This is a genomic window from Clostridium intestinale DSM 6191 (assembly GCF_900130055.1).
Taxonomy (GTDB): domain Bacteria; phylum Bacillota; class Clostridia; order Clostridiales; family Clostridiaceae; genus Clostridium_T; species Clostridium_T intestinale.
In genome coordinates this window covers 18,892-34,242 of record NZ_FQXU01000003.1, presented here as the reverse complement: position 1 = coordinate 34,242, position 15,351 = coordinate 18,892, and the positions used below count along the sequence as shown (strand labels likewise).

Sequence of the window (15,351 nt, the reverse complement as noted above, 5' to 3'; positions counted from 1 at the left end):
TTATCCTCCTTATACTAAATAGCATCTGCCATTTTCTATTTTTACTTTTCCTTCTGAGATAAGTTTTATAGCTTCTGGTAAAATTTTATGCTCTTCTATTAATATTCTCTCTTGAAGCTCCTTTGGAGTATCCTCCTGAAGCACTGGCACAACCTTTTGAAGAAGTATTTCGCCCCCATCTACCTCTTCATTTACGAAATGCACTGTACACCCTGAATATTTAACCCCTTTTTTTATAGCAGCTTCATGAACTTTTATTCCATACATCCCTCCGCCACAAAAGGAAGGAATAAGAGAAGGATGAATATTTATTATCCTATTTCTAAATTCCTTTAATATCTCTCCATCTAATATAGAAAGGTATCCCGCAAGAACAATTAAATCCACTTTATTTTTTATAAGTTCTAAAATCTTATTTGAAATTTCCCTTTTATATTCTTTTCTATCAAAGCTTATTGCCTCTATTCCATTAACCCTAGCTCTTTCTAAGCCGTAAGCCTTCTCAGAGTCTGCAATAACATATTTAATTTCACAATCTAGGCTACCATCTTTAACCCCATCAATAATAGCTTGGAGATTGCTTCCCCCTCCTGAAACTAAAACTGCTATTCTAAGCAAACTCCTTCACCTCCTGCTTTAACATATCCTATCTCATATGCCTTTTCTCCTAAAGCATTTAATTCCTCAATAACCTTATTAGCATCTTCTCTATTTACACAAAGCATAAAGCCTATCCCCATGTTGAAAGTGTTGTACATGTTATCTTTTTGTGCGCCCTTTTCTATTAACAAGTTAAAAATATCTGGTAGTGGATATGAATCCTTTTTTATAACTGCTGTTTGATTTTCTTTAGTAAACATTCTTGGAACATTTTCTATAAATCCTCCACCAGTTATGTGAGCCATTCCTTTGATCTCATATTTATCTAATAAACTCAATATAGGTTTTACATATATTTTTGTAGGAGTTAAAAGTGTTTTCCATATCTCTTCTCCCTTATATTTTTCAAAAATATCTGGGAAAAGTTTTCTAACTAACGAAAATCCATTTGAATGAACTCCAGAAGATGCTAACCCTATAAGAACATCTCCTTCATTTATATTACTTCCATTTATTATTTTGTCCTTATCAACTATTCCAACAGCAAAACCTGCTATATCGTATTCTCCTTCTTTATAGAAGCCTGGCATTTCTGCTGTTTCTCCTCCAATAAGAGAAGCATCAGACTCAAGGCATCCATCACAAACCCCTTTTACTATTTCACTAGCTACATTTGCATCTAATTTTCCACAAGCTATATAATCCAAGAAAAATAAGGGTTTTGCGCCATGGCAAAGAATATCATTTACGCACATAGCAACGCAGTCTATCCCAACAGTGTCATACTTTTTGCTTTTAAATGCTAGCTCAAGCTTAGTTCCCACTCCATCTGTTCCTGAAACTAATACTGGTTTTTTATAACCTTCTGGAAGTTCAACCATTCCTGCAAAACTTCCAAGTCCATTTAAAACATAACTAGATAATGTCTGCTGTGCGTATTTTTTTATTAAATCCACACTTTTGTAACCTTCTTCTATATTTACTCCTGAATCCTTATAAGTTAGCATGCTGATCCTACCTTTCCAAATAATTTTTATCTATTTCAATCGGTGTACTCACTGGGTACTTACCATTTAAACACCCTAAACAAAATCCATTAATACTGTTATTGCCTAAAGATTCTTTAAGTCCATCAAGGCTTAAATATGCTAACGAGTCACAGCCTATAAAATCACATATTTCTTCTGTCGTCTTATTTGCCCCAATAAGCTCTTTTCTATAGGAAATATCTATTCCAAAATAGCATGGAAATTGTACAACTGGCGAAGCCACTCTAAAATGAACTTCTGTTGCCCCAGCTTTTCTTAATGATTCTATTAAATGTCTTGAAGTAGTTCCTCTAACTATGGAATCATCTATAAGCACAACTCTTTTTCCTTCAACATTGCACTTAAGAGGATTAAGTTTAACAGAAACTGCTCTTTCTCTAAGTTCTTGACTTGGTGTTATAAAAGTTCTTCCTACATATCTATTTTTAACAAAACCCATGTCAAAAGGTATTCCAGATGCTTTTGAATATCCAACAGCTGCTGGTATTCCAGAGTCAGGTACTCCTATAACTACATCTGCATCTATTGGAGATTCTCTAAACAATTGTTCACCAGCCCTAACCCTTGATTGATGAACGTTTATCCCATCAATAACTGAATCCGGTCTTGCAAAATAAATGTATTCAAAAGCACATGTATGTCCTCCTGTTTTTTCAGAATAACTAATGCTCTTTACCCCATTTTCATCTATTATTACAATTTCACCTGGCTCAATATCTCTTATAAATTCAGCACCTATAGTATCAAAGGCACAACTTTCTGATGTTAATACATAACCTTCATCTATTTTTCCTAAACATAAAGGTCTTATTCCATATGGATCTCTTACACCTATAAGTTTATCCTTTGTTTCAATAACCATAGCAAAAGATCCTTTTATAGCTCCAATAGCATCATAAACAGCTGCCTCTATTCCCTTATTTACACCTCTAGCTATAAGACTTATTACTACCTCTGTATCTATAGTTGTATGAAATACATATCCTACATCTTCAAGAAGTCCTCTAAGCATATCTACATTAACAAGATTTCCATTATGGGCTACAGCAATTGAACCTAGTTTATAACTAGAAAGTAAAGGCTGAGCATTCTCAACCTTAGTTGATCCTGTAGTTGAATATCTTACATGACCTATAGCAATATCACCTTTTAATTTATTTATATCCTCTTCAGTAAAAGCTTCTGTTAATAATCCTAACTCTTTATGAAGCTTAATCTCTTCTCCATTTGATACCGCAATTCCAGCACTTTCTTGTCCTCTGTGTTGAAGAGCATATAGACCATAATAAGTAAGTCTAGCTACATCCACTCCCCCATTTGTGTAAACACCAAAAACACCACATTCTTCTTTGAACTTGTCAACATTTGGATCAATTAGCATAACTAAACCTCTCTCTTACTTAATATTTTTAATTCTGTTTAGAATTTCTATATAGGCGTCTTTAACATTTCCAAGATCTCTTCTGAATCTATCTTTATCAAGTTTTTCATTAGTAGTTGCATCCCAGAACCTACAAGTATCTGGAGATATTTCATCTGCTAAGATTATTTCTCCCTTATATCTTCCAAACTCTAACTTAAAGTCTATAAGCTTTATATTAAGGTTTAGGAAAACTTCTTTTAAAACTTCATTAATCTTATCTGTAATTTCATATATTGTATCTAATTCCTCAAAACTAGCAGCCCCTATTGCTACAGCGTGATAATCATTTATAAGAGGATCTCCTAATGAATCATCCTTATAGCAGATTTCAAATACTGTGGTTTTAAGTTCAGTTCCTTCTTCAAGTCCTAATCTTTTAGCCATACTTCCAGCCGCTACATTTCTAACTATTACTTCAAGAGGTACTATTTCAACTTTTTTGCAAAGCTGTTCTCTTTCGCTAAGTTTTTTTATAAAATGTGTTTCAATTCCCTTTTCATTTAATACCTCAAATAGCAATGAAGTTATTTCATTATTTAAAGCACCCTTATCTTCTATACTTCCTTTTTTCTCCCCATTAAAAGCTGTGGCATCATCCTTATAATAAACTATGATTTCATCTTCTTTTTCTGTAGAAAATATCTGTTTTGCTTTTCCTTCATACATCATTTCTAATTTTTCCATTATAATTCTACTCCTCCACTACTATTTAAAGTAATTTACTCCACCTTCAAATATTTTTTGATCAAAGTTTCCGGCTACATTTTTATATAAATTTTCTCCGATTCTTTCTGAATGAGCCATTTTACCTAATATCCTTCCGTTTGGTGAGGTTATTCCCTCTATTCCAACTACCGCTCCGTTAGGATTGAATGGCATATTAAGAGATACATTTCCTTCATTATCAACATATTGAGTAGCTATTTGCCCATTTTTAATTAATTCTTCTAAAACTTCTTCTGACGCTACAAATCTTCCTTCCCCATGAGATATTGGAACTGTATGAATATCTCCTAAGTTTACCTCTGAGAACCATGGTGATATTTTAGAAGTAATTTTAGTTTTTACTAATGAATTCATATGTCTTCCTATATTGTTATAAGTTAATGTAGGCATATAATCTTGCATATCCCTTATTTCTCCATATGGAAGTAAACCTAACTTAACTAGAGCTTGGAAGCCATTGCATATTCCTAAAATCAATCCATCTCTATTATTTAAAAGATCCATAACAGCATCTTTAATTCTTTCATTTCTAAATACTGTAGCTATAAATTTACCTGAACCATCTGGTTCATCAGCTGCTGAAAATCCACCAGGTATCATGATGATTTGAGAATTTCTTATTTCTTTCTCTAAAGTATTTATAGAATCAATAAGCATATCCTTATTTAAATTTCTAAATAAAACTTGTTTTGATTCTCCACCAGCTTTATTAAAGGCTCTTTCACAATCATCTTCACAGTTATTTCCTGGGAATACAGGTATAACTACTTTTGGTTTAGCTATTTTTATAACTGGAGTTTTTATCTCTTTAATTATAGAAGGAACAGCTTTTACTTCCTCATTAACTTTAGAAGTTTCACTTTTAAATACTCCTTCAAATTTATCTTTCCATACCTTAACTAGTTCATTTAAAGGAAGTTTTTCTCCATCTACATCTATAACTCTTTCTTCTATTGTTTCCCCAATTACCTTAAAGTTAGTTCCTTTAAAGCTTTCCTCTATGTTTACACCTTCCTTAACTTCAAGTAATAGGCTTGCTGGACTTATATTAAATAACTCTTCATCTGAAAGATTACAAACCTTAGCCCCTATTCCATTTCCTAAAGCCATTTTTACTAAAGCTTCTGAAACGCCACCAAACTTAATGCTAAAGGAAGATACAACTTTTTTAGCTTTAATTAATTCAACTACTTTATCCATATTAGCTTTAAACTCTTCAAGATTTAACATCTCTTCATCATCTCTTGTGGTTTTAACTAAAACCAATTTAGAATTTATATTTTTAAATTCTGGTGATATTATATTGTCTGCTTTTTCTAAAGCTACTGCAAAAGATACTAAGGTTGGAGGTACATCTAAATCTCCAAAACTTCCTGACATTGAATCTTTCCCCCCAATAGCAGCTAGCCCTAATTCTTTTTGTACCTTAAATGCTCCAAGTAAAGCTCCAAAAGGTTTGCCCCATCTTTCCTTTTTAGTTCCTAGTCTTTCAAAATACTCTTGGAAGGTTAAATAAGCTTTCTTATAATCTCCTCCCATAGAAACCATCTTAGTAAGCGACTCTATTACTGAATAAAATCCCATATGATATGGACTCCATACCCCAATCTCTGGATTAAATCCAAAAGTCATAAGTGTAGCATCCTTAGAAGTTCCATCCTCTGTAGGAACCTTAGCTGCCATTCCTTCTGCTGGAGTTAATTGACTTTCCCCACCAAAAGGCATTAAAACTGTGTTAGCTCCTATTGTAGAATCAAATCTATCAACCAATCCTTTTTGAGAAGCCACATTCAAGCTCTCCAAAACCTTCAGGAAGTTTTCTCTCTTACTTCCTTTAACCTCTTTATTAAATACAGAAGCCTTCTCCTCTGGAAGATTTACCTTAACATCAGTATAAGCTTTAGCCCCATTAGTATCTAAAAATTCTCTTTTTAAATCTACTATTAAGTTCTCTCTCCAGAACATTCTTACTCTTTTTTTATCTGTAACCTCTGCAACTATTGTTGCTTCTATGTTTTCTTCCTCTGCATACCTTATAAAAGTTTCAGCATCCTCTTTTTCAACAACTACTGCCATTCTTTCTTGCGATTCTGATATTGCAAGTTCTGTTCCATCTAACCCGTCATACTTTTTAGGAACTCTATCTAAATTTATATCTAAACCTTCACTTAACTCTCCTATCGCAACTGCAACCCCACCAGCTCCAAAGTCGTTACATCTTTTAATTAGGTTTGCAACCTCTTTTTTTCTAAATAGTCTTTGAAGTTTTCTTTCTGTTGGTGCATTACCTTTTTGAACCTCTGCACCACATACTTCAATAGATTCTTCAGTATGTTCTTTAGAAGAGCCTGTAGCTCCACCTATTCCATCTCTTCCAGTTCTTCCACCTAATAGTATTACTATATCCCCTGGATTTGGTCTTTCTCTTCTAACATTTTCAAAAGGAGTAGCTGCTATAACTGCACCAATTTCCATTCTCTTAGCCTTATAGTTGTTATGGTATATTTCAGCTACTTGACCTGTAGCTAAACCTATTTGGTTACCATAAGAACTGTATCCATGAGCTGCCCCTAAAGTTATAGTTCTTTGAGGAAGTTTTCCTTTTAACGTATCTTTAATATTTTCTGTAGGATCACCAGATCCAGTTACTCTCATAGCTTGATAAACGTAACTTCTGCCTGAAAGTGGATCTCTTATAGCACCACCAAGGCATGTAGCTGCACCACCAAATGGTTCTATCTCCGTTGGGTGGTTATGTGTTTCATTTTTAAACATTATTAAATAATCAAAAATACCCTTGTCTGTTTCAACCTTAGCTTTAATTGAGCAAGCATTTATTTCTTCTGATTCATCCAAATCCTTCAATAAACCTTTTTTTCTAAGCTCCTTAGTTGCTAGAACAGCTATGTCCATTAAACATATATCTCTTTCTGAATCTCCATAAACATATTCTCTTGATTTTCTATATTCCTCAAAACTATTTATTAAAGCTTTATTATAGGTTCCTTCTTCAATTTCTATATTGTTAATTGTGGTCAAAAATGTAGTATGTCTACAGTGATCAGACCAGTAGGTATCTATAACCTTTATTTCTGTAATATATGGATTTCTGTTTTCTTCTTTAAAATACTCTTGGATGAGTAAAAGATCCTCTAGAGTCATAGCTAGGGAAAGTTCTTTATGAAATGCTTCAATTCCTTCTTTAGTTAATTCTATAAATCCGTCAAGGATTTTAACATCTTCTGGAATTGAATTTACTGTGAAAAGCTCACTTGAATTTATTTCAACTTCTCTTGAATCAACTGGATTTATATAATAAGATTTTATCTTTTCTTTATCTTCTTCTGATAGTTCACCTTTTATAATAATTACTTTTGCAGACTTAACTTTAATCTTCTCTCCTGCTGTTAATATTTCATAACACTCTTCAGCAGATGCTGCTCTTTGATCATATTGTCCTGGAAGATATTCTACACAAAATCCCCATTCATCACTTTTTAAATTAATTTTCTCTAAAGAAACTTTATCTACCATTGGTTCGGAAAATATTGAGTTTATAGCTTTTTCTTCAAACTTTTCTTGTAAATCACCAACTGTGTATTTGTTTATAACTCTTACTGATTTTATTCCTTCAATTAATAGATTACTGGTAAAGTCTTCATATAAGCCTTTTCCCTCAACTTCAAAGCCAGATTTTTTTTCCACAAATATAGTTTTTATCTTTGACATGATAAACCCCCAATTGTATTTTTACAGTAATATGAAGCATGAAATTTATCCAACAGACTTTGAAAAATCAAAGTACAATTGGATTAAAATTTATATCACATGTACTGCTAACTTAGACCTTATTTCAACCTAAGATTACCATTGAGCTTCAAAAAAGTCAACTAAATATACCAAAAATCATTTTTCTTTCGTCTTATTACGTATTTTAAACGCATATTTAATTATAATAATTCGTATTGTAAGCGCTTTTACTCAATTTTATTAAATTCCTACTTCCATTTAAATATTTTTCTCAACTTCTAAATTTCTAAATTTCTAAATTTATAAATTTGTGATGTTCTGAGTTTGTGATGTTCTGATTTTCTAAACTTCTAAACTTCTAAACTTCTACATTTCTGATGTTCTAAACTTGTGCACCTCTATCCTGTAGGAGCTTCTTCTCAAGCTCCATTAAATTCCTTTTAACTCCTGCCCTGTAGGAACGTTTTTCAGCTTCATTAAATTCCTCTTTTAACTTTATTAATAAAAGGATTAGACCGACGCTGAAAGAAGCGTCTACCGAGTAGCAGTGCACTCCTGCCCTGTAGGAGAGTTTCTCAGAAGGACTCTAATGAGACTAAAAACCAGTCTCTACGGAGCAATAGTGCAGCTCCATTAGATTCCTTTTAACTTCTATCAATAAAAGGATTAGATTGACGCTGAAAAAAGCATCTACCACATCAAAGTGAGTCTTGCACCCTATCTTGGGCCTCATCTTGGGCCCTTGTACCTAGTCTCTTATATAATAAAGTGTTTTTCATGTTGTTTTGCCTGTTTGGCTTAATCTTTAGCTTATTTAACTAATTACTTATTTAAATGTAAATAAAAAAAACCGCCAGATATATCTGACGGCAAAGGCCTACGTAGCCTCCAAAAGGTATTATTATTATATTCACATTTTTTAGTTTTTATTCTTTAACATCTCAGCTATTGCAGCTATACTTCCTAAAGATGAAAGTGTTTCATTTGGAAGTATAAGTTTGTTTGCTGGGTTTTTAGACATTTCTTTTAATGCCTCAACTTGTTTTAGAGCTATAACTGTTTCATTAGTACCTGATTCTATTATAGATGCATTTATTTTTCTAATAGCTTCAGCTTCAGCTACTGCAACAGCTTCGATAGCTTTAGCTTTACCTTCAGCTTCAAGAAGTTGTGATTCTTTTAAACCTTCAGCTCTTCTTATATTAGCTTCTTTTTCAGCTTCAGCTTGTAATATCTTAGATTGCTTATCACCTTCTGCTCTAGCTATTGCTGATTGTCTTGCACCTTCTGCTTCAAGTATAACAGCTCTCTTATCTCTTTCAGCTCTCATTTGCTTTTCCATTGCTTGTTGGATTTCTGCTGGAGGAATTATGTTTTTAATTTCTACTGAAAGAATTTTTATTCCGTAAGCATCAGTTATATCGTCAACAACTTTTAATAGTTCTTGATTAATTATATCTCTTCCTGATAAAACTTCATCTAAAGACATGTTACCTACTATATTTCTCATATTAGTTATAGTTGAATAAATTATACCTGACTTAAAATCTTCTATGTTATAAACCGCATCTTTTGCATTTAAAACTTTAAAGAAAATAACGTTATCTATAGATATTTTAACATTATCCTTTGTAATAACTGCTTGAGGTTGAATATCTAAAATTTGTTGTTTTGTAGAAACTTTTCTTCTAACAAAATCTACAAAAGGTATAGTAAAGTGCCAACCTGGCTCTAAAACTCTATAAAATTGTCCAAACCTCTCTAATACATATAAATTACCTGTGTTTACTACCTTTACAGAACTAAGTATTATTGATAGTACTATTACAGCAATAACAATAACAATAATTAAACCAATTAAACCTTCCATTTAAAGTTCTCCTTTCAATTTTTCAATGATAATTTGATTTCCTTTTAATTCGATAATTTCAAAACTATCTCCTTTGTTTATTATTTCTCCTCTATTTATAACTCTCCATAAAACTCCATCTAGGGTTATACTTGATTTTTCAATAATATCCTTTTCTGATTTATGGATAGTTCCAATAAATTCTTCTTCTCTAGTTTTTATTTGTTTTATATTTACTTTGAATTTTTTTCTAGCCCAAGGATATCCAATAGCTATAGCTATTAAACTTGAAATTAGAAAAATTACTATTTGTAGCTCTAGCGGTGCTCCTAATATCAATGAAGCCAATGCTACAAGTGCTCCAATTCCAAACCAAACAAATAGAAAAGATGAAGTAAATACATCTACTAAAAGAAATGTAAGAGCTATAATGATCCAAATGATTATAATCGCCGTATTCAATTAATTACCTCCTTTTTTCTTTATATCTATACTATACACTAGTTACAGATTATTTACAACTTATTTTTAAACTCTTTATAGGTTTTTTTATACTATATTAAGCAATTTAGCATAGTCTTTCTATGTTTTTTGTTGATTTTCTTATATTTTCTAATTATTATAAATTTATATAATAAATTTAATGGAACTTTGTCCTTTGGATAAAAAGATAGAATTTCAGCATATTAAATTTAAATAATAATTTTTGGAGATGATGTTATGGATTTTGTAAAAGTCGGAGCTGCTTGCCCTAAGTTAAGGGTAGCTGACGTAAATTATAATGTTGAAAATATTATAATTCAAATAAATGAAGCCTATAAAAATAATACTAAATTATTAGTTTTTCCAGAACTATCTATTACCGCTTATACTTGTGGAGATTTATTTACTCAGAAAATATTAATAGAAAAAGCTTATGAAGGTCTGCATACCATATGTGCGGATTCTAAAGATAAAGATATCTTGATTATTGTAGGAGCACCTCTTTTATATAATTATAACCTATATAACTGTGCTTTTGCAATTTTTGAAGGAAAGATACTGGGCATAGTTCCCAAATCCTTTATTCCTAACTATACTGAATTTTATGAAAAAAGATGGTTTACTGAAGGATTAAATCTTTTAGATAAAAAGGTTGATTTGTTTTTCCAACAAGATATCCCCTTTGGAACCAACCTAATATTTGCTTATAAAGACCTTAAGGTTGGAATCGAAATTTGTGAAGACCTGTGGGTAGCTATACCTCCATCTTCTCAGCTTTCACTTATGGGAGCAAATATAATTTGTAATCTTTCTGCCTCAAATGAACTAGTATCTAAAAGTACTTATAGAAAACTACTTGTAGAAAATCAAAGTGCTCGCTGTATGGGAGCTTATATTTATGCTTCAGCAGGAGTTCATGAATCTACTACAGATTTACTCTTCTCCGGTCACTTATTAATTAGTGAAAATGGAGGAACCATAAATGAAAATGAAAGGTTCCAAAGAGAAAATGAAGTATTATATGGATTTATAGATATATTTAAACTTAATTCGGAAAGAAGTAAAAATATAAGCTTTAGGGATTCATCAAAAATATTAACTAATGAACCAAAATTAATACCTGTTTCTTTTAAAGATACTTCAATAAAAAACTTCGATAGATTTATATCTAAACATCCTTTTGTTCCTTCTGCAGAGAAAGAAAGAGAACTTCGTTGTAGAGAAATATTTAATATTCAATCTTCTGCTTTAGCAAAAAGATTAGAACATACAAAGTCTAAAAAAGCTGTTATAGGTATATCTGGAGGACTAGACTCCACTCTAGCCTTACTTGTGATAGTAAAAACCTTTGATTTGTTAGGTTTAGATAGAAAAAACATACTAACTATTACTATGCCTGGTTTTGGAACAACTGATAGAACTTATAATAATGCCTTAACTTTGTGCAAAGAACTTGGTTGCGATTTAAGAGAAATAAATATTGTGGAAGCTTGCCTAAAACATTTTGAAGATATCGGCCATGATAAAAACATACATGATGTTACTTATGAAAATGTTCAAGCAAGAGAAAGAACACAGATATTAATGGACTTAGCTAACAAAGAAGGCGGGATACTAGTTGGAACTGGAGATCTTTCAGAACTTGCTCTTGGATGGTGTACTTATAATGGAGACCACATGAGTATGTATTCCGTTAATACATCAATACCAAAAACCTTGGTTAGATATTTAGTAAAATATGTAGCTGATTTTGAATCATCAAAAGAAGTTAATGAGACCTTACTTGATATCTTAGATACTCCAGTTTCTCCAGAGCTTCTTCCTAAAGATGAAAATGGTGAGATTGCTCAAAAAACAGAAGATATAGTTGGGCCTTACGAACTTCATGATTTCTTCTTATATCATTTTATAAGACATGGTTCTTCCCCTGAAAGGATTATGTTTTTAGCTAAAAATGCATTTAAAAATGATTACTCTGAAGAAGTAATAAAAAAATGGTTAGATAAATTTTTATGGAGATTTTTCTCTCAACAATTTAAAAGAAGTGCACTTCCTGATGGTCCAAAGGTTGGTACAATATCATTATCACCTAGAGGAGATTGGAGAATGCCATCAGACGCTTCTCCAAACAGTTGGTTTTAATAAGATTAATATAAGCATAAAGAGACGGACTAATAAGTATAGCCGTCTCTTTCAATTTATAAAAATTCTTTTATCTATAAATATCTACTATCAAACCTTGAATTTCATCTATAGTAGACGCAATATTTAAATTTTCTCTCTCTTCACTTAAAAGCATATTAGTTAACTCTTCAAGCTTTCCATCTATAGTATCTACCGTTAAGAAATATTGTGTCTGCCAAAAGCTAACATCTTTTTTTAAGTCATACATGTATTTTAAAATAGATTCAAGATAATCTTTAATCATTCTTTTATAAGCAGCTACGTCAGCATAGGTCTTTGTTAAAACTAATCTATTTCCTCTTTTTTTGATATCATCTATCATCCTTTTAAGTTCTTCACCTGATCTTCTATCTCTTGCTTGATTAAAGCTTTGAGAAAAATCTTTTCTAGAACTCGAAATTTTTCTCTCAGTATCTATTCTAGTATTTTTTCCGACTCTTTTAATCTCCACCTACTACTCACCTCTAAAACAATTATAATCTAAAGTTAAATTAATTTAAATATATATATTTAGAATAGCTAAAAGCATTTTTTTCATAATATTCAACAATATAACAACGTATTTTTTTAGTCTATTATATATATTCTATAAATATATACTATTTTATAAATTAAAGAAAGGTGGTAATTTATATATGTGGTTTTCAAAAACCTCTGAGACAGTTTTAAAAGAATTAAATTCGAATATTTCCACTGGTTTAAGCGATGAAGAAGCGAAAAAAAGATTATCAGAGTATGGACCAAACAGGCTATCAACTAAAAAGAAAAAAACTTTGCTTCAGCTTTTTATTTCTCAACTTGCAGATGTTATGATATATATTTTGTTTGGTGCTGCAATAATTTCAGCCATGGTTGGGGAAATAAGTGACTCTATTATAATTCTTATAGTTATATTTATTAATGCAATTATAGGAGTTGTTCAAGAGTCTAAGGCGGAAAAGGCTTTAGAAGCATTAAAAGAGCTTTCAACACCTAAAGCCATTGTTAAAAGAGGTGGTGAACTAAAAGAAGTCCAATCTGAAGAAGTGGTGCTTGGAGATATAGTTGTAATAGATGCTGGTAGATTCATTCCTGCGGATTTAAGGCTTATTGAAAGTGCTAATTTAAAGATTGACGAAGCTGCTTTTACTGGAGAATCTGTTCCCGCAGATAAAGATGCCATGATAACTATTGAAAAAGATAATGTTACTATCGGAGACCAACACAATATGGCTTTTATGTCCACTCTTGCAACCTATGGAAGAGGAATTGGAGTTGTTGTTGGAACTTCTATGGACACTCAAATAGGTAAAATTGCTAAAATGATAGATGAAGCTGAAGAAGACACTACACCTCTTCAAAAAAGACTTGCCAATTTAGGTAAAACTTTAGGTTTTGCTGCAATTTTTATATGTGGTTTAATTTTTGTTATAGCTTTATTCCAAGGCAGAGATATGCTTGAAATGTTTTTAACTGCAATAAGCCTTGCTGTTGCCGCTATACCAGAAGGTCTTCCAGCTATTGTTGCTATAGTATTAGCAATGGGCGTACAAAGAATGATTAAAGAAAATGCTATTATTAGAAAGTTACCTGCTGTTGAAACTCTAGGTTCAGTAAATATAATATGTTCAGATAAAACTGGTACCTTAACTCAAAACAAAATGACAGTAACTAAGTTTTATGCAGATAACTCTTTATTAAATATTGATAATATAGAATTAGAAAAACCTTCAAATAAGCTTTTAATCCACGGAATGGTTTTATGTAATGATGCTACATATACAGAAAAATCTAAAACAGGTGATCCTACAGAAATAGCTTTATTAGAAGCAGGTGTTAAATATAACTTATTTAAAGAAAGCTTAAATGAACAATTTCAAAGGATTGATGAAATTCCCTTTGACTCTGACAGAAAGCTTATGACAACCGTTAATAAACATGAAGGTGGCTTAAAAGTATTTACCAAGGGTGCTATAGATAGCATATTAAAAATATCAAATAAGGCTTTACTTGGAGAAGAGATAGTTGCTTTAAATGATGAAGTTAGAAAATCCATTTTAAAGGCAGCAGATGAAATGTCAGATGAAGCTTTAAGAGTACTCGCTTGTGCTTATAAGGAAATTGATTCTTCTAATGTATCTATAGATTCTTTAGAAACAAATCTTATATACGTTGGTATGATGGGAATGATTGACCCTCCTAGACTTGAAGTTAGAGATTCTATTAAACTCTGTAAAAGTGCAGGTATCACTCCTATTATGATTACAGGTGATTATAGAAACACAGCCTTTGCAATAGCTAAAGAACTTGGAATAGCTGAAAATATAGATGAAACTATTTCAGGGGATGAAATTGATAAATTTACAGAAGAAACCTTCAACGAAAACATAAAAGATTATAAAGTATTTGCAAGAGTTTCACCAGAACATAAAGTTAAGATAGTTAAAGCCTTTAAATCTCATGGAAATATAGTTTCTATGACTGGTGATGGTGTTAATGATGCTCCATCACTAAAAACAGCTGATATAGGTGTTGCTATGGGAATAACAGGTACAGATGTAGCTAAGGGAGCTGCAGATATGATTTTAACTGATGACAACTTTACTACAATCGTTTCAGCTGTAGAAGAAGGTAGAAATATATATAACAATATAAGGAAATCTATTATTTTTCTTTTAAGTTGTAATTTTGGTGAAATTGTAACTTTATTTGTTGCCATACTCCTTAACTGGGATACACCACTTCTGCCTATACACATATTATGGGTTAATCTTATAACCGATAGTTTTCCTGCCCTTTCTCTAGGTGTTGACCCTGGAGATAAAGGTGTTATGAATGATCCACCTAGAAACCCTAAAGAAAGCTTATTTTCAGGTAGGTTTGGAGTTCTTTTAGCTATTAATGGTGCAATTATGGGTGCACTTACTCTTGTTGCATTTAGAGTTGGAGAATATTTATATCCTGATTCATTAATGCATGCTCAAACTATGGCCTTTGTTGTTCTTGCAGTTTCACAATTATTTTATGCTCTAAGTGTTAGAAATCCTAAAAAGACTTTATTTGAAATAGGGCCACTTACAAACAAATATCTTTTAGGTGCTATATGTTTAGGTATATTACTTCAATTAGTGATAATCTCTATCCCTCCTATTGCTGAAATATTTAAGGTGTTTACCTTAACTTCGAGAGATTGGGGATTTGTTATATTATTATCCTTAATTCCTTTTATATTAAATGAATTAATAAAAATTCTTTTCAGAAAAAGATAAAAATAAGCTGTGCATCTTGTTAATTATTGTGCACAGCTT

Annotated in this window: 10 protein-coding genes; 2 read left to right on the top strand and 8 right to left on the bottom strand. The window is 31.6% G+C overall.

The window, feature by feature from the left end; genetic code table 11:
- Positions 1-9 precede the first annotated feature (9 nt).
- The 7 genes from purN to BUA92_RS00135 all read right to left on the bottom strand — a co-directional run bounded on the left by purN (position 10) and on the right by BUA92_RS00135 (position 9,859).
- Positions 10-618: a phosphoribosylglycinamide formyltransferase gene (gene purN / locus BUA92_RS00165; RefSeq protein ID WP_073015668.1), complete on the bottom strand. Its 609-nt coding sequence runs from the start codon at positions 616-618 to the stop codon at positions 10-12.
- The gene (gene purM, locus BUA92_RS00160; protein ID WP_073015666.1) at positions 606-1,607 is read right to left on the bottom strand and encodes a phosphoribosylformylglycinamidine cyclo-ligase; all 1,002 of its coding nucleotides are present in this window, start codon (positions 1,605-1,607) and stop codon (positions 606-608) included. The genes purN and purM overlap by 13 nt, the downstream gene beginning before the upstream one ends.
- A gap of 7 nt (positions 1,608-1,614) precedes the next feature.
- Positions 1,615-3,030, bottom strand: coding sequence for an amidophosphoribosyltransferase (purF, locus tag BUA92_RS00155; RefSeq protein WP_073015664.1), 1,416 nt, complete (start codon positions 3,028-3,030; stop codon positions 1,615-1,617).
- 15 nt (positions 3,031-3,045) lie between these two features.
- Complete coding sequence (gene purC, locus BUA92_RS00150; protein WP_021802327.1) at positions 3,046-3,756, bottom strand: phosphoribosylaminoimidazolesuccinocarboxamide synthase; 711 nt, start codon at positions 3,754-3,756, stop codon at positions 3,046-3,048.
- A gap of 21 nt (positions 3,757-3,777) precedes the next feature.
- Complete coding sequence (locus tag BUA92_RS00145; protein ID WP_073015662.1) at positions 3,778-7,527, bottom strand: phosphoribosylformylglycinamidine synthase; 3,750 nt, start codon at positions 7,525-7,527, stop codon at positions 3,778-3,780.
- A gap of 940 nt (positions 7,528-8,467) precedes the next feature.
- Positions 8,468-9,418 carry an SPFH domain-containing protein gene (locus BUA92_RS00140; protein WP_073015660.1) on the bottom strand — a complete coding sequence of 317 codons (951 nt, stop codon included), beginning with the start codon at positions 9,416-9,418 and terminating at the stop codon, positions 8,468-8,470.
- Positions 9,419-9,859, bottom strand: a complete 441-nt coding sequence (locus BUA92_RS00135; RefSeq protein WP_083553347.1) for an NfeD family protein — start codon at positions 9,857-9,859, stop codon at positions 9,419-9,421.
- Between the two features lie 258 nt (positions 9,860-10,117).
- Here BUA92_RS00135 and BUA92_RS00130 point away from each other — a divergent pair, with 258 nt between their 5' ends.
- Positions 10,118-12,022 carry an NAD(+) synthase gene (locus BUA92_RS00130; protein WP_073015658.1) on the top strand — a complete coding sequence of 635 codons (1,905 nt, stop codon included), beginning with the start codon at positions 10,118-10,120 and terminating at the stop codon, positions 12,020-12,022.
- Positions 12,023-12,092: 70 nt separating this feature from the next.
- Here the strand turns inward: BUA92_RS00130 and BUA92_RS00125 are convergent, their stop codons facing one another.
- Entirely contained in the window at positions 12,093-12,515 is a 423-nt protein-coding gene (locus BUA92_RS00125; RefSeq protein ID WP_021802332.1) for a YaaR family protein, read from the bottom strand.
- A gap of 184 nt (positions 12,516-12,699) precedes the next feature.
- Here BUA92_RS00125 and BUA92_RS00120 point away from each other — a divergent pair, with 184 nt between their 5' ends.
- The gene (locus tag BUA92_RS00120; protein WP_073015656.1) at positions 12,700-15,312 is read left to right on the top strand and encodes a cation-translocating P-type ATPase; all 2,613 of its coding nucleotides are present in this window, start codon (positions 12,700-12,702) and stop codon (positions 15,310-15,312) included.
- Positions 15,313-15,351 lie beyond the last annotated feature (39 nt).